Here is a 25228-nt window from a genome sequence, read left to right on the forward strand (position 1 = left end):
GGCGAAATGTCATGGAATACCTTCCGAAGGTTTGATGCGTTGCCCGGTGTGCTCTCGGTGCAAGTCGATGCGCAATCGAAGCATGAACGTTGTATGAAGAGACGTGCGGCTACGTTCGACCGGCGGCGGGCCGGCCGCTACTATGGATTCCGTTATCCGGAAAATCGCAAGAGAACATTGAGGAAACGAGGTTCCGGCCATCGGCCGGAAGTCGGGAAAAGGATGTTATGAAAGGCATAATTCTCGCCGGTGGTTCGGGCACGAGGCTGTACCCGCTGACAACGGTCACGTCGAAGCAGCTGCTGCCCGTATACGACAAGCCGATGATCTACTACCCGCTGAGCGTGCTCATGATGGCCGGTATCCGTGACATCCTCATCATCTCCACGCCGAAGGATCTGCCGAATTTCGAAAAGCTGCTCGGCGACGGCTCCCAGTACGGCGTCCAGTTCAGCTACAAGGTGCAGCCGAGTCCGGACGGTCTGGCGCAGGCGTTCATCCTCGGCGAGGAGTTCATCGCGGGGGAGCCGTGCGCGCTGGTTCTCGGCGACAACATCTTCTATGGCAACGGTCTGGGCAGGACTTTGCGCAAGGCAGCCGCCGTCAAACACGGAGCCACCGTGTTCGGCTACTATGTGGACGATCCCGAACGGTACGGCGTGGTCGAATTCGACAAGAACAAGAAGGCCATCAGCATCGTCGAGAAGCCGGAGCATCCTGCGAGCAACTATGCGGTGACCGGTCTGTACTTCTACGACGAGCGGGTCACCGAATTCGCCAAGCAGGTCAAGCCCTCCGCGCGTGGCGAACTGGAGATCACCGACCTCAACAAGATGTATCTCGAAGATGGCACGCTCAACGTGCAGACTCTGGGTCGTGGCTACGCGTGGCTGGACACCGGCACCATGGATTCCCTGTATGAGGCGGGCGAGTTCGTGCGTACCGTGCAGCGTGCGCAGGGCCTGCCGATCGCTGTGGCCGAGGAGATCGCCTACGAGAACGATTGGATCACCCGCGACGAGCTCATGGAGGCGGCTGTCAAATACGGTAAGTCGCCGTATGGCAAGCATCTGAAGGACGTCGCCGAGGATAGGATCATCGCCAAGCCCAAGGACGCGTGAGCCCCCGCGCCGCTGCATCGAGCTCCCTGATCCGGGGATGAATGCCTTGAGAAGGCGCTTCCGTTACAAGTATTGTCAGGACGCCTTCTCAAGGGTGGGAGTAGTATTGACGCGTTTATGACGCGAGGAGCCCTAGTTGATTATTAAGGAAATCTTCACCAAGAAGAACAGGCTGTTGCTCAAGGCGATGGTCAGCACCGATTTCAAGTTGCGCTACCAGCAGTCGGTGCTCGGCTACGTCTGGTCCGTGCTGAAACCTCTGATGCTGTTCGCCATCATGTATGTGGTGTTCATCCGTTTTCTGAAGTTCGGCGCCGATGTGCCCCACTTCGCGGTGGCACTGCTGCTCGGCATCATCATGTGGAACTTCTTCAACGAGACGACCACGGGCGGCATGATGTCCATCGTGGGGCACGGCGATCTGCTGCGGAAGATCTACTTCCAGAAGCATATCGTCGTCATCGCCTCCTCGATGAGCGCCCTGATCAACTTCGGCTTCAACTTCATCGTGGTGATCCTGTTCTGTATGCTCAACGGGGTCATGCCATCACCGTCATGGCTGCTCATCATCCCGATCCTGATCGAGGAGTATCTGCTCGCACTGGGCGTGGCATTCTTCCTCGCTGCCGTGTATGTGAACCTGCGCGATCTCAACCCGATCTGGGAGGTCGTCATGCAGGCCGGTTTCTACGGCACTCCGATCATCTACCCGATCAGCATGATCTCCAGCAGAGCCGGCGTATGGGGTCCGTTGTTCGCCAAGCTTGATCTGGCGCTCAACCCGATGGCGCAGATCGTCCAGGACGCCCGTCATGTGATGATCTCCACGGCGAACCCCACCATCTGGGAGTGGGTGAAGTTCCCGTACGCCTTGTGGCCGGTGGTGTTCAGCCTCCTGATCTTCTTCGGCGGATTCCACTACTTCACCGTCAAGTCCAAGCATTTCGCAGAGTTGGTGTGAGATCGTGAACAATAACAACAACGTCGAAACCAAACCGCAGACAGAGCAGACCACGACTGCGAATCCCACCGGTCTCGCGCTGAAGGTCAGGGGAGTGTCGAAAAGCTTCCGACTGCCCACGGAACGTGCCGGAAGCCTGAAGAACACCATCTTCAATTGGATCCGTGGCATCCGTGGCTACCGTGTGCAGCACGTGCTCAAGGACATCTCCTTCGATATCGCCAAAGGCGAGTTCTTCGGCATCGTGGGCAAGAATGGTTCGGGCAAATCCACCCTGCTCAAGCTGATCTCCCAGATCTACACCCCGGATTCCGGCACGATCGAGGTGGACGGCAAACTGGTGCCCTTCATCGAGCTCGGCGTTGGTTTCAACCCCGAACTGACCGGCCGAGAGAACGTCTACCTCAACGGCGCGATGCTTGGCTTCACCAATGAGGAAATCGACTCCATGTACGATGACATCGTCGAATTCGCTGAGCTCGGTGACTTCATGGAGCAGAAGCTCAAGAACTACTCGTCCGGCATGCAGGTCCGTCTTGCGTTCTCCGTGGCCATCAAGTCGCAGGGCGATATCCTCGTCCTCGACGAGGTGCTTGCCGTCGGTGACGAGGCGTTCCAGAAGAAGTGTCAGGACTACTTCTTCGAGGCGAAGCGCCAGAAGAAGACCGTCATCCTGGTCACGCACTCCATGCCGGACGTTCGTCGCTACTGCGATCGTGCGATGTTCATTCAGGACGGCCGCATCTCCAAGATCGGCGATCCTGATGCGATCGCCGACGCCTACTCCGACTCTTTCCTGCCGCCCAAGCAGGAGGTCAAGGAGGAGGAGACCGAAAAGAAGCGTGAGATCGTCGTATTGGACGATATGCGATTGCTGGTGAACGGTGACAAGCAGAAGTTCCTCGCCGAAAGCGAGGACTTCGACCTTGTTCTGGATATCGACTGTGATAGGGAGCTGCAGGCCAAGAACCTGTTCGTCGACATCTATGATGGTCGTAACGTTCCCGTGTTGTCCGTTCCGCTTGCGGACGATGATCGCACGACCATCTCCGCGGGGAAGCATGAGGTCTCCCTGCACATCAGGAACGTGCTGGCGTTCGGCGACTATCGAATCAACTGCGCGTTGCAGAATGATTCGGATCGCATCATGATCCGTGAGAACGCTCTGCGATTCCATATCAAAGGCACGGCCATGCCGGTTATGTCGGTTGTCAATCCGCAGGAAGCGGTCGCCGTTTCCATTAGCTGAAAGCGCTGAGAGAGGACGTCATTATGTACACCGTATTGGGCAATCGCTCATATCAGGTATCCATCGAGACGGTCGAGGAGACGGTAATCGGCGCGGACAAACGCGTCGTGGTGACCGGCTGGGCCGTGGACAAGCTGCGCACCCGTGCATTGGATCTGTCCATCAAGGCGCGCAATGGCCGTATCACCCGTCAGGTGAGGCCGGATGTGACGCCGGTGTTCGGTCTGGGCCCGCAAGAGCAGTCCGGATTCACCGTTGTGCTTCCCGTAAAGGATCACGTGTTCATCATGGGATGCGAGACCCCCGGCGGCACCATCGCGAAGAAGGTCGATATCAACCGCGTCAGAAGGGAGCTGCACGCGGAGTACCAGCGCAAGCGCATGAGCCAGATGTGGTTCTACGTCTCCCACGCGTGGACGAAGCAGGGCGCCAAGGCGCTGTTCGGTGCGGTGAAGCGTCGATTCGTCAAGAAGCAGAGCTTCTACGAGCGTTGGATCGCCAACAATGAGACGATGACCAAGGACAAGGCCGTCTCGCAGATCGCCTCGTTCCAGCGCAAGCCGCTGATCTCCATCGTCACCCCGGTCTACAACGTCGACGAGGTCTGGCTGCGCAAGTTCGTCGAATCCGTGCAGAATCAGTGGTACGACAACTGGGAGTTGTGCCTGGCCGACGATCATTCGCCCGCCGCACACATCAAGCCCCTGCTCACGGAGCTCGCCAAACAGGATCCCCGCATCAAGGTGACGTTCCGCACCGAGAACGGCCGTATCTCCAAGGCCACCAACTCCGCCATCGAACTGGCCACCGGTGATTACGTCGGATTCATGGACAATGATGACGAGCTCGCTCCGCAGGCGCTGTTCGAAGTCGTCAAAGCGCTCAACGACGATGCCGACATCGATTTCATCTACACGGATGAGGACAAGATCCACGAGGACGGCACACGCTTTGACCCGTTCTTCAAGCCGGACTGGTCTCCGGATCTGCTGCTCGGCCACAACTACATCACCCACTTCGTGGTGGTCTCTAAGCAGCTGCTCGATACTGTCGGCCCGCTGCGCAGCGAATACGACGGCAGCCAGGACTATGACTTCGTACTGCGTGCCACCGAGCAGGCGCACAAGGTGCATCACATTCCCCAGATGCTGTACCACTGGCGTACGCTTGCCAGCTCCGTCGCCGGTGACCCGCGCAGCAAGATGTACGCCTACCGAGCCGGACAGGCCGCGATCGAGGACGCGCTGCAGCGTCGTGGCATTAAGGGTTCCATTCGTATGACCGAGAACCTCGGTACGTACAAGATCGACTACACGTTCGACCTGCCGTCCGTCGCCGTCATCGCATCCGGCTATGACGAGGCGCAGTTCCGGCAGCTGAAGGACACGACCAATTACCCGTCCGTCCGATTCATCCGGATCGCGGATCGCGGTGACGCCGATCAGGCGGCGCGCGGTGCGGACGAGGACTTCGTCATGTTCCTCGATGGTCTCATGCCGCAGAACGACCAGTGGCTCAGGGAGATGGTGAACTATTCGCACGACTCCCGCATCGGCGTGGTCGGCGGCAAGATCTTCGACTCGCGTCAGCGCGTCGTCAACGTGGGCGTGACCCTGCGTGCGCTCAAGAGTGGCAAGCCCTTTGAAATGCGCGGTGCCTGGGATGAGGGTATCGGCTACTACTTCCGTGACCTGCTGCCGAGGGACATGTTCGCCGTCACCGAGGACTGCATGCTGGTTCCGCGCAAGGAGTTCGTCGATCTGGGCGGTTTCAACGGCCGGCTCGAGACGGGACTGCGCGGCATCGACTACTGCGTGCGCGTCTATGAACAGTCGGGCCGTGCCACTCTGTGGCAGCCGTATTCGGTTTTCACCGATCTCAAGCACGAGCACCTGACCATCGATGCCGCCGATGCGGTGAAGTACATCAATTCCCGCCGAAACCTGTCCGACCCGTTCGCCTCGGCCTGCTTCCCCGACGATTACACCAAGCAGGAGGGCATCAAGTACTCGATCGACCGCGTGGAAACCCGCAACGGCGGTAAGACGATTCTGGTCACCGGCTGGGCCGCCGACCTGCACAACAACGACGAAGTGGACATCACCCTGAGTGAGACTCCGAACGCCATGTTGCGCAAGGTCGAACGTATCGTTCGTCTGGATGTGAACACCGAGAACCCGGTCCCGGGCGATTCGGTGCTTGGCTTCAAGGCCGAAATCGTTCTGAACGGTCAGTCTCGACGTGCCGCCAAGGGGCTGGCGCTGGTGTTCACCACCCCCACTGACCGCAAGGAGGCCAAACTCTACGTGCAGACCTCCCCGGTGATGGCCGGCTTGGCGTCCTTCTTCCACAAGGTCGCACTGCTCAGGCATCCCCGCTCCACCGGCAAGCGTCTGATCGAGAAGTACTGGTCTCCTCGTTGGCAGAAGCGGGCGTATCAGAACCTCATCAAGCGCACCGAACAGTACGATCCGGCTGAGGTGCGCAAGCAGATCAGCTCCTTCGACTACAAGCCGCTGATTTCGCTGCTGGTTCCTGTCTACAACGTTGACCCGCAGTGGCTGGAGAAGTGCGTCGACTCCGTCACCAGCCAGTTCTATGACAAGTGGGAACTGTGCCTGGCGGACGACTGTTCTACCGATGCGCGAGTCAGGCCGAAGCTGGAGGAGATCGCCAAGCGCGACTCCCGTATCCGCTTGGTCTTCCGCGACAAGAACGGACACATCTCCCGTGCCACCAACTCCGCACTGTCCATCGCGAACGGCGAATTCGTCGGTCTGCTCGACAACGATGATGAACTCGCGCCTCAGGCGTTGTTCGAAGTCGTCAAGACGCTCAACGAGCATCCCGAAACCGACCTCATCTACAGCGACGAGGACAAGGAGGATGAGAACGGCAACCGTTCCGATCCGCACTTCAAGCCGGACTACTCGCCTGATCTGCTGCTGAGCACCAATTACATCAGCCATTTCGGCGTGTACCGCAAGTCCATCGTCGATGAGATCGGAGGCTTCCGAGTCGGATACGAGGGCTCTCAGGACTACGATCTCGTCCTGCGCTTCGTCGAGAAGACTGAGCCCTCGCGAATCCGCCACATCGCCAAGGTGCTGTACCACTGGCGTACGCTGGCCACGTCCACTGCATCCGGTGCGGGCGCGAAGAGCTACGCGTCCGACGCCGGTCTGAAGGCTCTGCAGTCCGCCATGGATCGTCGGGGCATTGATGCCGAAGTCGTTTCGGCAGGCCCCAACGGCATCTACAACGTGCACTATGCGATCGCCGACCCCGCTCTGGTGTCCGTCATCATCCCCACCAAGAACGGGTACGACAACATCGAACGATGCGTCAGTTCGATCATCGAGAAGACGGAATACAAGAACTACGAGATCATCATCGCGGATAACGGCAGCACCAACCCGCACATGTTCGACCTGTACAAGCGATACGAACAGCAGCTGGGCGATCGTTTCCACGTTGAGGAGATCGACATCCCGTTCAACTTCTCGCGTATCAACAACCTCGCCGCCGAAAAAGCCAAGGGCAAGTACCTGCTGTTCCTCAACGACGATACCGAGGTCATCAGCCCCACGTGGATGACCCGCATGGTGTCCTTCGCGCAGCTGGACCGTATCGGTGTCGTCGGCGCGAAGCTGTACTACCCGACTGAAACCATTCAGCATGCCGGTATCGTGCTTGGCTTGGGTGGTGTCGCCGGCCATATCCAGGTTGGATTCCCGCGCACCTACTTGGGGTACTTCGGCCGACTCATCGAGAACGTCAACTACTCCGGTGTGACCGCGGCCTGCTGCATGGTAAAGGCCGACGACTTCCGTGCGGTCAACGGCTTCGACGAGAATCTCGCCGTTGCATACAACGACGTCGACCTGTGTCTGCGCATCGGTCGCGAGTTGGGACGTGACAACGTCTGGGCCCACGAGGTGGAGCTGTACCACTACGAGTCCGTCACTCGTGGGTACGACGTCAAGAGCCAGAAGAAGAAGCAGCGTCTCGATCGTGAGGCCGAGAAGATGCGCAAGAAGTACGGTGCGCTGATCGACAACGACCCGTACTACAACCCGAACCTGTCCCGCACGTCCGGCAACTACTGGGTACGCAAGGTCTGACACTCTGCCATGTCATTTCGATATACGGTGGCCCCTCTCACATGAGAGGGGCCACCGTCATTTGGTGTTCCCGCCGGCGGGTACGATGGAACCATGTCTGAAGAAGTGTTTACTCCTCATAACATCATTGTGACCGGTGGCTGCGGGTTCATCGGTTCGAACTTCGTGCACTACGTGTACAACAACCACCCGGACGTGCACGTCACTGTCCTGGACGCGCTCACGTACGCGGGCAATCTGGAGAACATCCGCGCGATCCTGGGTGATCGTGTGGAGTTCGTGCACGGGAACATCTGCGACGCGGAGCTGCTCGACAAGCTGGTGCCGGGTCATGACGCGATCGTGCACTACGCGGCCGAGTCGCACAACGACAACAGCATCGCGAACCCCGAGCCGTTCCTCAAGACGAACGTGGAGGGCACGTTCCGCCTGTTGGAGGCCGTGCGCAAGTACGGGATCCGCTATCATCACGTGAGCACGGACGAGGTGTACGGCGATCTCGCGCTGGACGATCCGGCGAAGTTCACCGAGGAGACCCCGTATCATCCGTCGAGCCCGTATTCGTCGACGAAGGCGAGTTCGGACCTGCTGGTGCGCGCGTGGCATCGCACGTTCGGGATCCGCGCGACGATCTCGAACTGCTCGAACAACTACGGCCCGTACCAGCATGTGGAGAAGTTCATCCCGCGTCAGATCACGAACATCCTCGACGGCCTTAGGCCGAAGCTGTACGGCAACGGGTCGAACGTGCGTGACTGGATCCACACGGACGACCACTCCACGGGCGTGTGGACGATCCTGACGAAGGGTCGTATCGGCGAGACGTATCTGATCGGCGCGAACGGCGAGAAGAACAACCTGACCGTGCTGCGCGACATCCTGACCGTCATGGGCAAGGATCCGGACGACTTCGACTGGGTCAAGGACCGTCCGGGCCACGATCGCCGGTACGCGATCGACTCGACGAAGCTGCGCACCGAGCTCGGCTGGCAGCCCGTGCACACGGACTTCCAGAAGGGCCTCGAGCAGACGATCCAGTGGTACACGGACAACCGCGCCTGGTGGGAGCCCGCCAAGGCCGCCACCGAAGCCAAGTACAAGCAGCAGGGACAGTGAGTGATCATGGGTTTTGAGTTTGAGAAGGAATTGAGGGTTACGGAGACGAATATTCCGGGCCTGTTGGTGTTTGATCTGCCGGTGCACGGGGATAATCGTGGCTGGTTCAAGGAGAACTGGCAGCGTGCGAAGATGACCGCGCTCGGCCTGCCGGATTTCGGTCCGGTGCAGAACAACATCAGCTATAACGCCACCAAGGGCGTGACGCGTGGCATCCACGCGGAGCCGTGGGACAAGTACATCAGCATCGCGGCCGGTGAGATCTTCGGCGCGTGGGTGGACCTGCGTCCGGGCGATTCGTTCGGTCAGGTGTACACGACGCGGTTGGATCCGTCGCGTGCGATCTACGTGCCGCGTGGCGTGGGCAACAGCTTCCAGGCTTTGCAGGATGGGACGGTGTACACGTATCTGGTGAACGCGCACTGGTCGTTGGAGCAGAAGAAGACGTACACGTTCGTGAACCTCGCCGACCCGACGCTCAACATCCAGTGGCCGATCCCCCTGTCGGAGAGCGAGCGCAGCGAAGCGGACCTGCATCACCCGATGCTTAAGGATGCGAAGCCGATGGCGCCGAAGCGCACGCTGGTGACGGGCTGCAACGGGCAGCTGGGACACGCGATCCGCGCCTACGCCGAGGCGCACCACTTGGAGGGCTTCGAGTACACGGACATCGACACGTTCGACTTCTCCGATCCGACGGCCTACGACCGGTTCGACTGGAGCCTGTACGGGACGATCATCAACGCGGGCGCGTATACGGCCGTGGACAGGGCCGAGACCGCGGAGGGCCGCCCGGTCGCGTGGAAGGCGAACGCGGCCGGCCCGGCCCTGCTGGCGCGTGTGGCCGCGGAGCATCACATCACGCTGGTGCACATCAGCTCGGACTATGTGTTCGACGGGACGCGCGAGGAGCATACGGAGTCGGAGGCGTTCGCGCCGCTCGGCGTGTACGGGCAGACCAAGGCCGCGGGCGACATCGCGGTGGCGAACGCGCCGGAGCATTACATCCTGCGTTCGAGCTGGGTGATCGGCGAGGGCCACAACTTCGTCAAGACCATGATGATGTTGTCGAACCGCGTGGCCGACCCGGCGGATGCGTTGGATCACGTGACCGTGGTGGATGACCAGTTCGGTCGTCTGACGTTCACGAAGGACATGGCCGAGGCGATCTTCCACCTGCTCGACACGCACGCCCCGTACGGCACGTACAACCTCACCGGAAGCGGTGCGGTCAGGAACTGGGCCGAGATCGCCGCGGCGGTGTTCGAGCAGACGAACGGCAACGGCGACAGGGTCCAGCCGATCACCACCGCCGAGTACTTCGCCAACGCGAAGAACCCCGTAAGTCCGAGGCCGGTGCACTCCGCCCTTGACCTGAGCAAGATCGAACAGGCCGGCTATACGCCCGCCGACTGGGAAACCAGCCTCAAGGAGTACATCGCCCGCGAACTCAACAAGTGACAGGTGAACGAGTAATCGCAATCAGCGAATCGATCACTGAATAACAAGTGGAGGGGATGGTCGCAGGAATACGACCATCCCCTCCACGTATCTACTCATAGCTGTCCGGTCATAGCTGTCCGGTGAAGCCTGCGACTCCATCCGCGTGGTAGAGGAAGGAGTCGATGAAACCATCAAAGGCCAGCAGGATGATGGCAATGAGACAGATCGCCATGCCCAATCGCGTGAGCGGAATGGCTGTCGTGGATTCCGCATCCGTGGTACGAGAGGATGTGTGGCAAATCATCCAGATGATCGCCAGCGAGAAGATGGATACGGCACAGAGATAGTAACGGCTGGAGAACGCACCCGCATATCCGTTCGTGTAAAAGCCATTGAACGCCGAATACCACTGGTACAGTGCGGTGATCAGGATGCCTGTTTCGGCGATGATGAAGTAATCGCGGTGCCGTGATCGCCGCATCAGGAACGCCAGCAACGGGACTGCCAGTATCGCCATAACGGCCACTCGATCGAGTGAATAGAGCGGTGCCTCCGGCTTTGGAACGCCTATCGTACCGGCCAACGCCTGCCAGGTGTCCAGGAAGTGCTGGATGTAGTAGTTCACATATTCCCAGACGCCGTACGAAAGACGATGTTCGGCATCGACGTAGAAATTCGACTTCACATATCCGGAGAAGTCGTATTTCTGGAAACTCGGCTGCAGCGTATGGAATCTGGCGATCATATAACCGAAATACCCCAGCGGAATAAGGTATATCGGCAACGTGCCAAGGAACGACGGGCGTACGAATGGTTTCACGTTACGTTCCACGCACACGGTGTACGCCACCACACCCACCGCAATGAGTCCGACGATCATCGCCGCGGTCAGTTTGCTCAGGAACGATAGCGTGACGCCACTCGCAATGATGAGATACGTCCACACATCGTATCTGCGTTCGAAGAACCGCACGATGCCGAGTACGAACACGGAAACGGCGAGCATGGTCATCGAATCGTTGGAAACACCGCTCATCGTGAACAGCAGATTCGGCGGACTGATGATCATCAATCCGAACAGCAGATGCAGTACCGGGATCTTACGGATACGCGTGAACCCGAGATAGAACGTCAACGCAATGCCAAGGAATCCGATCAGGAACGAGATGAACTCCATCCGTACGACGTCGAACGTGGCCGTACTGCCAACAATGGTCATGCCACCGAGGAACCGTTCGATCTGGTAGAACAGCGGAGGATGCCCCAGACGGTTGAATTCGGTGAGCTGCGAAAGATCCAGACTGTTGGCGCTGGTTCGCGCGTACACCTGCATATCGGCGAAATCAGGGATCAGACCGCCGTGCTGCTTGAGATACGCGATGTATGACAGGTGCGCTTCCTCATCGGGGAAGCCTTGAAGGTAACGGGTATACAGGCCGAACTGGAAGAACGCGTATGCGGACAGTGCCACGTAATCGAACACGCACATCACCGCTGCCGCCGTGCGACTGCCATATCTGCCGATCAGTATGTTACCCAGCACCACCAGTAGCAATCCGAGCACGATCAGCGTGATGACCATCTGATACGGATACCCGCGGTATCCGATCGACAGATTGAGATAGGTGAAGGGCTGTGCGGAATGAACAGGCGACTGTTCAGAGCCCAGCGCGGCGCCTGCGGGCAGCGAATTAGTGGGCTGGGATAGCGAGGCCCCCTGCAGCTGCACTGTGGCGGGATGCCGGTCGAGCTTGCTGATGCTGACCGTAAACGTCTGCCCGGCAACATTATCGGCGTGCAGCGGGATTTCAGCGTCTGCGGTGTCCTCATCCAGAAGATCGGGGGTGATCAGTCCTGAATACAACTGTTGCCCGGTGGTTGTGTTCGTCACCGTGACGGCGTACTGGTTGCGATATTCATGCGAGTCCACGTACAGCTTGTCGTAGTTCGGATTGCCGGTATCCATCGGATCAATGGACAACGTGAACGACAGCGGCAGTCGGATGGACCGCAGATCGGACTGCTGTGCTACGAACGACTGGTCGTACCGATACGGCGAATCGCCATCGATGTTGACCGGCTGTGTGAAGGCGTAGGAGTAGTGGTAGACGATCGGCTTCTTGACCATCCACACGTTCGCGAGGAAACCGCCGATGAGCAGCATCACCACGGTGCCCAGTGCGAAATACCTGCGATCCATGGTTCGCAGCACGCCCATCCGGCAGATCACGATCAGATACAGTACGGCGATCGCGATCAGTAATGCCGGCTTGATCTCCGATCGGAACGAGGACACGCGCTGCAGCCGCTCCAGTGCCTGCGGCGAGACAGAGAAACTTCGTTCCACCGCGGAACCGGTAGATGGGCCGCTGGTGATCGAGACGCCGGACACCGTCGCAATGGGATACAGCGTCTTCCCATTCGCAACGACACTTGCATCCAGCTGCGTGAGCTTGGCGTTGCCAGGGGCCTCGATCCGCAGCGTACGGGAATCGAGATTCAACGAATCCACAGTGATCGAGGCGTCGCCATTGATCGGAAACGCGCGTTGGGTGGCTGAACTCGGGTATCCGGGATTGTCGTCGAACACGAACGACACCTGATCGGACGGATTGATCGAATCGCCGAATCGCGCCGAATACTGCACATTGATCGCCGGAAAACGTCCGATTCCGACCGCGAAGGCGATCAGGAGAAAGACGATGGTCGTGGCTATCAGACGATGTGCGGACATGAGGGCAGCGGACCTGTCCAATGCGTGTTTCATAGGCGAACTTCCGGCGGATCGATGGATACTGCACTTCATTGTAGGAGACGTGATTGGAGGAGACCTGCGGGAGACCGGCCGGATTGTATAATCGCCTGCGTGAACACAGGTGGCAGGCACAGCAGAAACCAGCAGAACACGGCACCCCGCCGCATGGATCGCATGAGCAGAGCAGGGGCGCTGCTGCTGATCGCGGCCCTGCTGGTCTACAGCGCCGGCGACCTCTGGCAGAACATCGCGTGGCCGCCGTTCTTCAGCTTTGACGAGACGCTGGAGATCGACTATGTCTACCAGCTCACGCAAGGACATCTGCCCACGTTTTTCGGGGGAGCGGAGTTCAACCCGCTCAATCTCACCTACCCATACGATGTGCAGTGGCGGTATCAGCATCCGCCACTGTTCTACGCGCTCGAAGTGCCGGTGTTCCTGCTGTTCGACACCCTCCACCATCCGATACGCGGCATCTGGGCGATGCGCATCCTCGTGTGGGTGATGGGTGTGCTGTTGATCGTCGCATCACGTTGGACGGCGAAATGGGTCATCGGGCACGAGAACATGGTGGTCTGCCTCGTCCCCGTCATCGTGGCGGCGAACCGCTGCCTGCCCTCGGTCGTGTTCAACTACACGTTGGCAAGCCTGTGGGTGACGCTGCTCATCGGCATGAGCGCGAAACTTGTCCGAACGATGTCTCTGCCGGAACGCCAATCGCAGCCCGGCACACTGCGGACAATCGTCGCATGGTGGCTGATCGTCATCCTTGCGCCGTTGACCCGACTGTCGACCGTCCCGATCATGGGACTGTGTCTGCTGATCGTCTTCCTTGCCGCATGCTGGATGGGGCACGCCGGCCGTACCGGGCTTTCCGGGCGTACAGGAAACATCAGCGTCCGCATCCGCAACATCCTCGTGCTCTGTTTGCTGCCAGGACTCGCCGCCGTGCTGTCGTCGGCCTGGTTCTACCTGCGATTGCACGCGCTATCCGGCAACTTCACCGGATCCCAGCCGGAATGGTCACGCACACATCTGCAGCGCGACACGCATAAATCATTCATCGCGTCCCTGCTGGACCCGCATTTCTACAAGAGCACGATGTCCCAGTACCAGAATTCCGCAGTCACCAATACCGGCTACGGATGGGCGTTCGTCCTGCTGCTCACCATCATCCCGATGCTGATCGGGTTCATCGTCCTGATCGTTTGGGTGATCCGTCAATGGCGGGAACAACGTCCGACCGATGATACGGGACGGCCGGCAACATTGATTGCACTCATGCTGATACTCGCATTCGGCGGCACAGTGTTCCAGCAGTTGCTGTTCTACATGCAAGGCGGCAGCGATAACGCCGTGTACTTCAGTCTGATCTCCATCGTATTCGCCATCGTCATCGCCGTGGGATTCACCGAACCGGCGTTCCTTCTGCCGCATTGGATGATGAACAGTGTCATCGTCATATGGCTTGCGCTGAAACTCGCGGCTCTGCTGCTCGAAGCGAAACTGAAATGGCCGTTTGCCGTAGGCGGAGCGATGGAACATGCCGGCACGGTGATGCAGGCGGGAGCATGGTCGGCGCTCGCAGTCTCTGTGATCGGCGTATTACTTGCAGTTATTACCGTCTGCCTGTGCTCTTGGCCGTCTACTGGGCGTTCTGAGTCTGAGTAGCAGTCCAACGAATCCACGTTGCCAACTGCTGGGTGATCCTCGCGCTGGTGAATCGTTGCGCCGCTGTGCTGGCTGCACGTTGCGCTCTAAGTAGCACCGTCCGGTTGCTCATCAGTTGTTCGATGGCATCCGCCAGTGCCACCGGATCCCCGGGCTTCACATACACGACCCCGTCTCCGAGCATGCGTCTCTGCGGCGCGGTATCCGAGGTGATGACCGCGCACCCGGCCGCCATCGACTGATACACCTTGTTCGGTACCACGTGCAGTCCCTTGGATGTGGTCGAGAAGATGCCGAGCGAGATCGCGTGCGAGGACACCAGCGCCGGCAGGTCTTCGGGCTCCACCCATTCGCGGAACTCCACGTTGTCGAGTCCGTGCGTGATCGTACGCACCTTGGCGTAGTCCTGACCCTTGCCGATGAGCGTGAAATGCGGGGTCAGCCCGCGCTTGGACAGCTCGCGGGCGGCCTTCGCGATGACCGGCACGCCCTGCAACGGCGTGTACAGCCCGTAGAACACGATGTCGTTCGTCCGTGCGGTTTCGCCCGCGGCAACCCGTGCCGTCTCAGCGGAGCCGGCAGCATACCATTCGGCAGGCGCTCCCACCGGAATGACCATGGTCTGGTCTCCCGGACGGCACATGAGCTGATGCTCCTGCGTATCGAGTACGGTCAGCGTGGCCGAGTTGATCGCCATGCGGTCGAGACGATTGAGCAGTCGCACCCTGAGTCCGTGCGCGCCGCGGTCCTTGGCGGTATCTCCCGCGAAGATCATGTGATCGAGGATGATCGGAATCCCGCGGAACAGACGACGGGCGAGCAGCACGTCGAAATGCCCCATGTACCCCACGAGCACCGCGTCCGGGCGACCGTGGCGGCGCATCCACGCGCGCGCGTCGCGGCGTAGGGCACGCCACAGACCGAGCAGATCCCATGCGAAGCCGAACAACTTCCATGGCTTTCTAAGGATCTCCACGCGCTGCGCCGTCGACAGCTCCAGAGGATGGTTGATCTCGGTCACCTCGCACCCGTTGGCGCGCAGACCGTCGATCAGAATGCCCACGCGGGGATGCTTGCGCACGTTATACGTGCCGAACGCGAGTACACGCGGCTTACGAACAGACTGCTGCGTCGTCACTACTTGGCGTCCTTACCTTCCTTCGCGGTGGTGGACGTTCCAAGCTGTGACACGTAGTCCGTCAATCCCGTGGACATGCCGCTGTAGCCGCCCCACTCGTCCTGCTGCGCCCACATCCGCTGGCTTTCACGGCAGTAGGTGATCTCCTTGGTGCGTTCCAACTCGTCCTCGACGAGTTTGCGCTGGATGCGCAACACTTCGGAGATGATCTGCAACGCCAGACAGAATGCGGAAAGCATGATCAGAGCCACACCGGCGAGCATCGACTGAATATGCCCGGCTGAATCCCCGGAGAAGAAGAACACGAGATATCGCACGAACGGAATCAGACCAAGGATACCGAAAACGATCGTCGCCCACTTGAAGATCACGTTCGACTTGAACATGAGGAAGCTGCGAATGATCGCGCCGCCGGACTTCGCCATATGCTCGAAGATGTTCGAGAACAGGCGCGACTCACGCGTCTTCGGATTCGTGGTGATGGGGATGCTGGTGATGGCGATCCGCTTGTTGCCCGCTTGGATGATCGTCTCCATGCAGTAGCTGAACTCGGTGACGATATTGAGCTGGATCAGCGACTTCTTCGAGTAGGCGCGGAATCCACTGGCGGCATCGGGGATGTGCGTTCCGGCGGCCTTGTTCACCACCCATGAGCCGAAGTGCTGCATGAGCTTCTTGAACGCCGAGAACTCCTTGATCTTCGAGGTCTGACGATCACCGACCACGATCTCAGCCTCATGCCTGACGATGGGTTGGACCAGATCCGCGATGGATGCACTTGGATACTGGTTGTCGCCGTCCGTGTTCACCACGATGTCGGCGCCATGCTTGAGCGCGTAGTCGACGCCGTCACGGAACGCGCGCGCCAGGCCCATCGGCTTGGCATGATGCACCACGTGCTTGACGCCCAGGGACTTGGCTACGGCGACGGTATTGTCCGAGCAGCCATCATCGATGATGAGCAGTTGGATGTCATCGATGCCCGGAATGCTGGTCGGCATGTCCTTCAACACCAGAGGAAGGGTCTTCTCCTCGTTCAGGCATGGAATCTGTATGAAAAGACGCATAAGGTCAGGCACCTGCCATGGTTAGAGCTCTACAATTCTTCAACGCCGTTCATCATAGCCGTCGGCACCAACACGACGGGATTACCTTCCCAATGCCTTGAGCTGCTTTACCGTAATGACTTTCGCCAAGAACAGCACCGCCAGATACACGATGTAGATGAGCGCATACAGGACGGCGAGCAGAAGCAGATTAGGTCGAATTCCGATGATGCCGCCGAAATAAGAGAATCCAAGTCGCACGACCAGCCACAAGACCACATTCGCCCCGAGCACGATCCACGTGCGACGCAGCATCACGCGGCCGACCTTCTGCCGCACGCGCAGGAACGTGACCAGCATCGCGAGGCCCGTGCAGGTCACGCTGGCGACGGCGATGCCGGTGATGCCGAACGCCCTCGCGGCGATGATGAACACGGGGATCACGACCACGAGCGACACGATGGATAGCACGTCGGAGAACCGGCTGGAGCCGAACGAGTTCAGCACCATGTTGAGGATCACCGTGATCCCCATGAAAAAGTTCGAGAACGCGAGGCATGACAATGCCGTCGAGGCCACGTCGAACGAGGGGCCGTAGAAGGCAGCCAGCAGGTCGGCGCTGCTCGCCGAGACGACCGCGCAGATCGGCAGGATGAACACGAACGCCACGAGCAGCAGGTCCGCGGTGCGCGAGACGGCCTCGCTGCGCCGCCCCTCCCCCACCAGTTTCGCGACCACGGGCAGGATGATCGTGGAGAACGCCTGCAAGAGGTAGTAGGCGATTTTGCCGAAGTTCATCGCACCGGTGTAGTAACCGGCCATCGACGCGGGTTCGACGACCGCTTTGACGATCAGGGTGTCGACGCTCAGCACGAGCGAGACCATGATGAAGAAGAACGAGAAGCTCAGCGTGTGCGTGGCGACGTAGCGGAACGGGATGCGCTCCGGCGTCCGTCGGTCGCCGTCGAACGCTTGCAGTTCCCGCAGCTCCCCGCGCCGTGCGAACAGCAGCACGCAGCCGAGGAGGATCGTCAGGACCACGGCGAGCAGGAAACCGATTTCGACGCCGATGACCGGGTCGCTGCGGAACACGAAGATGATGAGTGGGATCACGCCAAGTTTGGCGATCGGGTAGAACGTGCTCAGCAGCGCGCTCGTGCCAAATCTCTGCAGTCCGTCGTTGACGCCGAGCAGGACGGTCTGCAGGCCGTTGACGACGACGAGGAACGCGGCGACGCGGAAGTAGAAGTCCAGCGATCGGTCGTTGAGGACGATGCCGAACAGGGGCGCGCCGAGGAAGTTCACGCAGAAGAAGAACGCGACGACGATCATCTGGAAGGCGAGCGTCTTGCCGACGACGTCGCGGAACGCGTAGCGGCGACGGGAGATCTCGCTGGCAACGGACTGTCGGGCGCCGTTCGAGACGAACATGTATTCGAAGTCGAGGACCGTGATGATCGTGCCAACCACACCGTAGGCGGCCGGCGGCATCGTGTTGCCAAGGAAGAAGTGCAGCGCATAGCCGCTGACGAAGAACACGATGTTGCTGATCAGGTTCAGCAGGAGACCTCGGCGCATATGCCCTCCGAATACGAGTGATGGTGGCGTATCGCGGATACGATACGCCACCATCGGAACAACCCCATTTTGGCTCCCCTTGTCAGGGGAGCTGGCCCGCGAAGCGGGACTGAGGGGTAGTCAGGCGAGGAGTATTTCAGGCAAGCCCCGCTCAGTCGCGGCGGAACAGGTCGCGCGTGAACACCTTTTCGCCGACGTCCTTGAGGTCGTCGTTCCAGCGGTTCGCGACGATCACGGTGGATTCGGCCTTGAACGCGGCCAGATCGTGGGTGACCTTGGAGCCGAAGAAGTCGGACGCGTCGAGCGTGGGCTCGTAGACGACGACGGTGAGGCCCTTGGCCTTGAGTCGCTTCATCACGCCCTGGATGGCGGACTGGCGGAAGTTGTCGGATCCGGACTTCATGGTGAGGCGGTAGATGCCGATGATCGGATTCGCGACGCCGGATTCCTCGACGCGTTCGAGGATCTCGTCGGCGATGAAGTCCTTGCGCGTGCGGTTGGCGTCGACGATCGCCTCGATGAGGTTCTGCGGCACCTTGTCGTAGTTGGCGAGCAGCTGCTTGGTGTCCTTGGGCAGGCAGTAGCCGCCGTAGCCGAAGCTCGGGTTGTTGTAGTCGTTGCGGATGCGCGGGTCGAGGCATACGCCGCTGATGATCGACTTCGTATCGAGGTCGCGCGATTCGGCGTACGTGTCGAGCTCGTTGAAGTAGGCGACGCGCAGGGCCAGATACGTGTTGGCGAACAGTTTGATCGCCTCGGCCTCGGTCAGCCCGACGACGAGCTCGGGGATGCCGGTCGAACCGTCCGGGTTGACGCGGGTCGCCTCCTCGGGCGCAGCGCCGGCCGCGAGAAGCCCAACGAAGGTGTGCGCGGCGGCGACGGCCTCGAGATCGTCCTGCGGGGCGCCGGCGACGATGCGGCTCGGGTGCAGGTTGTCGTAGAGGGCGTGGCCCTCGCGCAGGAACTCCGGGGAGAAGAGGATGCGGTTGTCGTTCAAGCGCTCGTGGAGTTTCTTCGTGTAGCCGACCGGGATCGTGGACTTGATGACGATCCACGCGTCCGGCGCGTACGTGCGCACGGCCTTGATCGCGGCCTCGACGCTGGAGGTGTCGAAGTAGTTCTTCTTCGGATCGTAGTTGGTCGGCGTGGCGATGATCGCGTATTCGGCACCCGTGTACGCCTGCTCCGGGTCGAGCGTGGCGTGGAAGTCGAGCGGGCGTTCGCCGGACGCGTTCTCGTCGAGGAAGTCGGTGATCTCCCTGTCGACGATCGGGCTCTTGGCGTTGTTGAGCAGCTCCACCTTCTCCGGGATGATGTCGAGCGCGTGGACCTCGTTGTGCTGCGAGAGCAGCAGCGCCACGGACAGTCCTACGTAACCGGTACCTGCAACCGCGATTTTCATAGTGTCGTACTTTCTCTTTACTACCTATTGGTGCATCAGTGTAGTCGAGCGGCGGGGGAGTTGAAGGCTTCTACGCGAATGCCCCGTGAACGGAGAACAGTCTTTCGTTTCCATTCACAGGGCATTCATATTGTCAGTGTTCTGTCCAGAGGTTCGTTGGGACTGTATTTCGGCTCCCCTTGTCAGGGGAGCTGGCCCGGCGGGCCTGAGGGGTAGTCGGTTCGGTATCTGCTGGTTGGGCTACTTCGCCGTTAGGCTGTTGGCCTACTTGAGCGCGATCCAGGCGACGCTTTCCTGAGTCCAGCCCTTCGAACCGACGCTTTCGTACTCGTTGAAGCTGGTGGTGAACACGTGCTCGCCGTTGTTCGGGTTGTACAGACGGTAGACGGGCACGGTGCCATTGCCGGGAACGTGCCAGCCGATGCCTTCGTCGTTCCAGCCGACGCGAACGAGGCTGTCCGCCTCCTGACGGCTCATCGTGTAATGATGCGTGCCGTCGTTCGGGTTGTACAGGCGGTAGACGGGGTATCCCTTGGAGGAGACGGTGAAGGACACGTTCTCGTACCTCCAGCCCACGGAGACCAGATGGTCGCTTTCCTTCTTGGACGTGGTGTAGTGGTGCAGACCGTCGTTCGGGTTGTACAGGCGGTACACCGGAGTTTCGGTGCCGTTGTCGTCGGGCTTGGAGGGAGTGAAGTCGGAACCGTTCGAGTGCGCGATGAGCAGTTTGTAGCCAACCAGCGATGCGACGTAGGCGTCAACGCTCATGCCGGTGTCGCTCGTCGAACCGCCGAAGTTCTGCGCGGCGTACTTGCCGGTGTCGCCGTAGCCGGTGACGTTATACGAGGAGCTGGTCAGATTGAGGTAGTGACCGACCACGTTCTCATTGCGCGATCCCAGATCGTAGGCCGTCTTCTCGGCGAAGTACCAGCCCGCATAGGGGTCGAGATAGCCGTATGCGATGTTCTGGCCCGCTGCGGAGTAGCTGCCGTAGTCGAACGGATCGTAGTTCTGGTGCTGCATGGTGCCTTTGGAGTACATCCAATCCGATGCGGTTTCAGCCATGGCCGTCAGCAGGTGGCTGACGCGGAGCGGGGCGAGGCCGCGGAAGTTGTTGTCGTTGGTGCGCAGCGTGTTGCCGTGCTTGACGGACAGCGCAGCCTTGATCGCGTTATCGATCGAGGTCGCCGAATTGGCCTCGCCGAGACGCAGGTACTGCGCGCGGCCCGGATCGGCACGTACCTGGTCGAACCATGCGACCGCGTCCTGTGCGCCGATGTACTCGTAGTATCCGAGCATGCTGTTGCGGATCTGCGGATCGGAGCTGATGGTCCGGGATGTCGACGCGGTGTTCGTGACGATCGTCGAGTTCGGTTCCGCGGCCGATGCAGTCGCGGTGCCGGCCACGGACAGGGCGATGGCTGCGGCGATCGCCGTCAGCCTGCTGATGAAACGTGATGTTCTCATAATGGTTCCCTCTCCTTGGGATCACTGGCTTTTCGAACATGCCATACCGTGTTCGATTTTACTGCTGCCGACCTGCCGCGGAAAGCGACATTCGGCCCCGAGTTGCTCATTGCCATTCGGGTCCTTTCTGTCTATGGGGGGGGGGATTCTGGTAGCAAGGTTGGGGAGTTCTCCTAACTTCATCTCGCCGGCGGATGTTGGGGCTGTTGGTCGGCATGTGTTGAGAAGTTGAAGAGAAAGAAGCGATGATGCATGGGACAATGCATGCCATATGGTCGCGGCTGACTGCAGTGCTGATTGCCGTGGCCATGCTGCTCGGCTTCGGCGTGACGGCGGCGCAGGCGGCTGAACCGACCGCGACACTGCCGACGGCCGACAATGGCAAGGAAAACCATAATGCCGTTGTTTTGGTGTTGGACACGTCCGGTGGCATGAAGAACACGCTTGCGCGTGAGGTGGCCGAGGCGAGACGTGTCGCTTCGGCGGTATTGACTGATCCGGCAGCCAAGGTTGGAGTGGTGCATTTCGGCCTCAACGTGGGTGGCTTTGGTGACGCTCTTGCGTGCAAGGCGGGGATGACGTCTGATGAGAAGGCGACCAGTTCGTGCCTGGATGAATTGGCCCATCTTGTGCCGTACGGCTCCCCCAATACATATAGGGGCCTTGAGGAGGCACAGAAGCTGCTTGGGGATGTGCAGGATACCGACAGCGTTCATTATGTGAAGAGCGTTGTGACCATGTCCAGTTTCAAGGCGTTCAACATCTCTCCCTGCTACAACGGCAATGACTGCGACAATGTTGCCGAAGATGCCATTGTAGAGGCCCATGCCATAGGCTCGATAGCGAATACATATTCAGTCGGTGTATATCCTGCAGGGGCTGAAGCTCTTGCCTTCTTGCACGCCATCCAGAAGGACGGCTATTACGACATCGACGATATCGATGACCTGATCAAAATCTTTGTTCGGCCAAAAACCTCTTTGTCGTTCGAGGCAGAACAGGCGTGGTTCAATACCGGCACAGGCACCTACATTGGTACAAAGATTCCAATGAAATTGACGATTTCACTGGACCGTGATCTTGTTGGGCCGAAGCCTGTGTCAGTAAATTCGGCGGTAGTGACGTTGCCTAAAGAGCTAAGTTTTGATGAATCCAAGGATATCAGATCTAAAGATCTGAAGGATCTATTGTTCTATGCAGGATCGCCTTCACCTATCAGTTGGACAATGCAGACTGCGTCATTTGATGTCTACATCAAACAAGAGTTTATGACAACGCGAGTGGATAGTTTTTCAGCACAAGCGAATGTATCTACATCTATTGGGCAAACCAAACTTTCTGCAGTGCTTCCGGTAAAAGATACCTCAACGAACTTCACTTTGATTCGTCGTGTTGAAGGCTGGTATGACAATCCGGATATATCTTCTGAACTCAATCGTGTTACAGACGGAAAGATGCGTTCCATGTGGTACAACATCTATGCTGAAGCAGGGAAAAATGCAGGCATGGATGGCTTGTCAAATGTATGGAAATGGATTCAGGGCTATGCAGGCAATGATCTACTTCGTACATATTTCAAGGATCAGAAAGATGCTGAAGATCTTTTATATGCACTTCTGAATGATACGGATGATGAGGTCACGAAGCTGATGAATCAGAATTTTGTGATGGAATTCAACGATCGTTTGGAGCAAGAGGCAAAGCATCGTGTTCAGGACACCACAGATTCTGATGATAAAAAAATGTGGGAAGCTGTTTCTGATACTGCTGAACAAGTAGCTAATACCTTGGATCTGATTGATGCAGGAAATGCTGCTGCACAAGATGTCACAATGCGCTTTTATCTTAGTGTTTTTCGTCAGCGCTTGAAGTGGGTATACAAAGGAAATCTGGATTTTGAGAAGGCTCTTAATGATCAATTCACTGATGAGGTCTTCCTTGAAAAGATGAAAGGAAGCACAGAAGGATTTAGTGATTTTGTTACTGCCTTTGATTATGCTGCAAGAGTGGCATCTGCTAGCAAGGATGTGATAGATCAAGGCCAGATTTTGGATACAATTCAAAGGATTCGAACTATGGCGAATAGAAATAAGTTTTATGTAGATATTATGAATAGTATCGCCAATGATGAATCTCTGGATAGTCCTACTTCGCAGACGGTTCGAGATGCAGCAAAAACTGTCGCTCGTACCATTGACGTTAATACGAATCAATCGTTTACTGATATATCAGACTCTCTTAAGCGTGTGGTGCCGGCTGGTAGTGTGATTGAGCTGGCAGCTTGGAATCTTGCATATAAAGCAATGGTAGAAAAGTGTAAGTATGCTGCTGTAGTTAAATTGGGTGCGGCCGCTGGTGCAGCTAATATTGCTACGGCGGTTATGGTTAATACTTTGTTAAAAAACACGTCAGACAGTATGACCATGTATCGCACGATGAAGCTTCAGACTGATGTTGCCACTGCTTTAACAGATTACTATTCTGCGCATCGCAAAGCGTTTGATGATGAGCAGTCCAATACAGATAACAAATTGGATGAAGCGAAAAGAACTGCCTATAGTGTCTTTATGCTGCTGCTTATTCATCAGAAAGGTGAAGGAGAGTTTTCAGAGGATGATTCCAAGTTCCGTTGGGCTGATGATACTCAGCGAACCCAGGCGGCAGACAATGTTGAGTCAATTAAATCACTGCTAGGTAAGATGGCAGGACCGACGGAATGGAATCTTCGTCACTGGTATGCAACAGTTCTTTGTCCTGTAGATGTGAATGTCTATCATAACGGAAAGCTTGTGGCTACACTCGGTGACAAGTCGGGAACTGTAACAAACGATGCTGGTTCGTTCACCACATATGTTACGGGCGGAGACGCTAAGAAGATCATGGTTCTTAATGGTGATCCTGCTGAATACCGCTTCACTATGAAGGGCACTGATGTCGGCAATGCCGTTTTTGCTACTCATGTGCGTAATACGGATTATCGGACTGGTTTGATTCCTGTATCCAAGGGAATGATGTTGTCTGTGGATCATATTGGATCGGTAGACGGATCGTTCTCAGTGAATGTCGATAAGGATGCTGACGGTAATGCTGATGTTGGTGTTTCGGCAAAACCTGTTCGGGCAAACAGTGTGAATGATAAGGTTGAAGTTGCGCTGTCTTCCTCTGAAGTGCACATCGAAAATGGTGCTTCCACTTCTATGGGGGTGACGCTTACTCCTTCTGATTCCTTCAATAACGGTATTACTTGGGCGAGTTCTGATCCTACGGTTGCCACAGTCAATCAATCCGGCAAGATCACTGGTATTAAGGAGGGTAAGACTCAAGTTACAGCTTCTACCCTTACTGGTGGTAAGGCTACGGTTGCTGTGTACGTTGATAAATCTCAGAATCAAGTGAATATCCGAAAAGACCTTGAGCAGTCTATCGACGAGGCTAAGAAACTTGATTCCTCGAAGTACACGTCTGATTCGTGGGCGAAACTCCAGGATGCGATTGATAAGGCCGAGAAGCTTGTCAAGAATGATAAGGCAACGTCTGGCGAATTGACGAAGGCCAAGACGAATTTGGATGAAGCAGTCAAGGGGTTGGTGAAGGTCGAGCCGTCTCCTGAGCCTGAGCCGAATCCGTCTCCGTCGCCTAATCCGACTCCCTCGCCTAATCCGACGCCTACTCCGTCTCCTTCGGTGACTGTTGTTCCGGTGTATCGCGTGTACGATCGCAATTCCGGTTTGCATCATTACACGACGAGTGAGGCTGAGCGTGACCACTTGGTGCGTCTTGGTTGGCGTGACGAGGGCGTGTCGTTCAAGGCGGCCGAGAAGGACGCTTCCAACGCGAACCTCAAGCCGGTGTATCGCGAGTACAACCCGAATGATGGTAACCATAACTGGACGATGAGCAGGGCCGAGCATGATCATCTGGTCAGGGTCGGTTGGCATGACGAGGGCATCGCCTGGTGTGTGGATTCGACTGCGTCGGCGGATGTGTATCGCCTGTATAACCCGAACAGTGGTGAGCACGTGTATACGACGTCGAAGGTTGAGTATGAGAACGTCGGTCGTGCGGGCTGGCACAAGGAGGGAGTCGCCTGGAAGAGCCTGAAGTAACGCTGTTCTGATGAGGCCCGTTTATTCGGGTCATGAGTAGCTGGTGTGGTC

Annotated in this window: 14 protein-coding genes; 8 read left to right on the top strand and 6 right to left on the bottom strand. The window is 58.1% G+C overall.

Going from position 1 to position 25228, the window contains the following annotated elements:
- The first annotated feature begins 227 nt into the window (after positions 1-227).
- The 6 genes from rfbA to BCAL_RS07870 all read left to right on the top strand — a co-directional run bounded on the left by rfbA (position 228) and on the right by BCAL_RS07870 (position 10032).
- The gene (gene rfbA, locus BCAL_RS07845; RefSeq protein WP_043167776.1) at positions 228-1121 is read left to right on the top strand and encodes a glucose-1-phosphate thymidylyltransferase RfbA; all 894 of its coding nucleotides are present in this window, start codon (positions 228-230) and stop codon (positions 1119-1121) included.
- A 136-nt stretch (positions 1122-1257) separates the two neighbouring features.
- Complete coding sequence (locus BCAL_RS07850) at positions 1258-2082, top strand: ABC transporter permease (protein ID WP_081887370.1); 825 nt, start codon at positions 1258-1260, stop codon at positions 2080-2082.
- Between the two features lie 79 nt (positions 2083-2161).
- Positions 2162-3331: an ABC transporter ATP-binding protein gene (locus BCAL_RS07855; RefSeq protein ID WP_052119350.1), complete on the top strand. Its 1170-nt coding sequence runs from the start codon at positions 2162-2164 to the stop codon at positions 3329-3331.
- 23 nt (positions 3332-3354) lie between these two features.
- Complete coding sequence (locus BCAL_RS12795) at positions 3355-7455, top strand: glycosyltransferase family 2 protein (RefSeq protein WP_081887372.1); 4101 nt, start codon at positions 3355-3357, stop codon at positions 7453-7455.
- A 93-nt stretch (positions 7456-7548) separates the two neighbouring features.
- On the top strand, positions 7549-8571 hold the full coding sequence (gene rfbB / locus BCAL_RS07865) for a dTDP-glucose 4,6-dehydratase (RefSeq protein WP_043260064.1): 1023 nt from the start codon (positions 7549-7551) through the stop codon (positions 8569-8571).
- Between the two features lie 6 nt (positions 8572-8577).
- A complete protein-coding gene (locus tag BCAL_RS07870) occupies positions 8578-10032 on the top strand; it encodes a sugar nucleotide-binding protein (RefSeq protein ID WP_043260068.1) in 1455 nt (484 codons plus the stop codon).
- Positions 10033-10141: 109 nt separating this feature from the next.
- On the opposite strand, the gene BCAL_RS07875 is transcribed toward BCAL_RS07870, so the two are convergent.
- The gene (locus tag BCAL_RS07875) at positions 10142-12748 is read right to left on the bottom strand and encodes a hypothetical protein (protein WP_043165696.1); all 2607 of its coding nucleotides are present in this window, start codon (positions 12746-12748) and stop codon (positions 10142-10144) included.
- 132 nt (positions 12749-12880) lie between these two features.
- Here BCAL_RS07875 and BCAL_RS07880 point away from each other — a divergent pair, with 132 nt between their 5' ends.
- Entirely contained in the window at positions 12881-14440 is a 1560-nt protein-coding gene (locus BCAL_RS07880; RefSeq protein WP_152600340.1) for a hypothetical protein, read from the top strand.
- Here BCAL_RS07880 and BCAL_RS07885 read toward each other — a convergent pair.
- The 5 genes from BCAL_RS07885 to BCAL_RS12295 form a co-directional block, all read right to left on the bottom strand.
- Positions 14415-15578 carry a glycosyltransferase gene (locus BCAL_RS07885; RefSeq protein ID WP_043165692.1) on the bottom strand — a complete coding sequence of 388 codons (1164 nt, stop codon included), beginning with the start codon at positions 15576-15578 and terminating at the stop codon, positions 14415-14417. The genes BCAL_RS07880 and BCAL_RS07885 overlap by 26 nt on opposite strands.
- Positions 15578-16645, bottom strand: coding sequence for a glycosyltransferase family 2 protein (locus BCAL_RS07890; RefSeq protein WP_081887373.1), 1068 nt, complete (start codon positions 16643-16645; stop codon positions 15578-15580). The genes BCAL_RS07885 and BCAL_RS07890 overlap by 1 nt, the downstream gene beginning before the upstream one ends.
- Positions 16646-16726: 81 nt before the next feature.
- Entirely contained in the window at positions 16727-18202 is a 1476-nt protein-coding gene (locus tag BCAL_RS07895; RefSeq protein WP_043165689.1) for an MATE family efflux transporter, read from the bottom strand.
- A 151-nt stretch (positions 18203-18353) separates the two neighbouring features.
- A complete protein-coding gene (locus BCAL_RS07900) occupies positions 18354-19604 on the bottom strand; it encodes a UDP binding domain-containing protein (RefSeq protein ID WP_043165687.1) in 1251 nt (416 codons plus the stop codon).
- Positions 19605-19868: 264 nt separating this feature from the next.
- A complete protein-coding gene (locus BCAL_RS12295) occupies positions 19869-21071 on the bottom strand; it encodes a CAP domain-containing protein (RefSeq protein ID WP_052119127.1) in 1203 nt (400 codons plus the stop codon).
- A 245-nt stretch (positions 21072-21316) separates the two neighbouring features.
- Here BCAL_RS12295 and BCAL_RS12800 point away from each other — a divergent pair, with 245 nt between their 5' ends.
- The gene (locus BCAL_RS12800) at positions 21317-25177 is read left to right on the top strand and encodes an Ig-like domain-containing protein (protein ID WP_081887375.1); all 3861 of its coding nucleotides are present in this window, start codon (positions 21317-21319) and stop codon (positions 25175-25177) included.
- Positions 25178-25228 lie beyond the last annotated feature (51 nt).

Source organism: Bifidobacterium callitrichos DSM 23973 (genome assembly GCF_000741175.1).
Taxonomy (GTDB): Bacteria; Actinomycetota; Actinomycetes; order Actinomycetales; family Bifidobacteriaceae; genus Bifidobacterium; species Bifidobacterium callitrichos.

Coding starts and splice junctions, on each gene's coding strand:
- BCAL_RS12795 (WP_081887372.1), top strand. CDS start 3,355: ATGTACACCGTATTGGGCAATCGCTCATATCAGGTATCCATCGAGACG.
- BCAL_RS07870 (WP_043260068.1), top strand. CDS start 8,578: ATGGGTTTTGAGTTTGAGAAGGAATTGAGGGTTACGGAGACGAATATT.
- rfbB (WP_043260064.1), top strand. CDS start 7,549: ATGTCTGAAGAAGTGTTTACTCCTCATAACATCATTGTGACCGGTGGC.
- BCAL_RS12800 (WP_081887375.1), top strand. CDS start 21,317: ATGATGCATGGGACAATGCATGCCATATGGTCGCGGCTGACTGCAGTG.
- BCAL_RS12295 (WP_052119127.1), bottom strand. CDS start 21,071: ATGAGAACATCACGTTTCATCAGCAGGCTGACGGCGATCGCCGCAGCC.
- BCAL_RS07895 (WP_043165689.1), bottom strand. CDS start 18,202: ATGCGCCGAGGTCTCCTGCTGAACCTGATCAGCAACATCGTGTTCTTC.
- rfbA (WP_043167776.1), top strand. CDS start 228: ATGAAAGGCATAATTCTCGCCGGTGGTTCGGGCACGAGGCTGTACCCG.
- BCAL_RS07875 (WP_043165696.1), bottom strand. CDS start 12,748: ATGTCCGCACATCGTCTGATAGCCACGACCATCGTCTTTCTCCTGATC.
- BCAL_RS07900 (WP_043165687.1), bottom strand. CDS start 19,604: ATGAAAATCGCGGTTGCAGGTACCGGTTACGTAGGACTGTCCGTGGCG.
- BCAL_RS07890 (WP_081887373.1), bottom strand. CDS start 16,645: ATGCGTCTTTTCATACAGATTCCATGCCTGAACGAGGAGAAGACCCTT.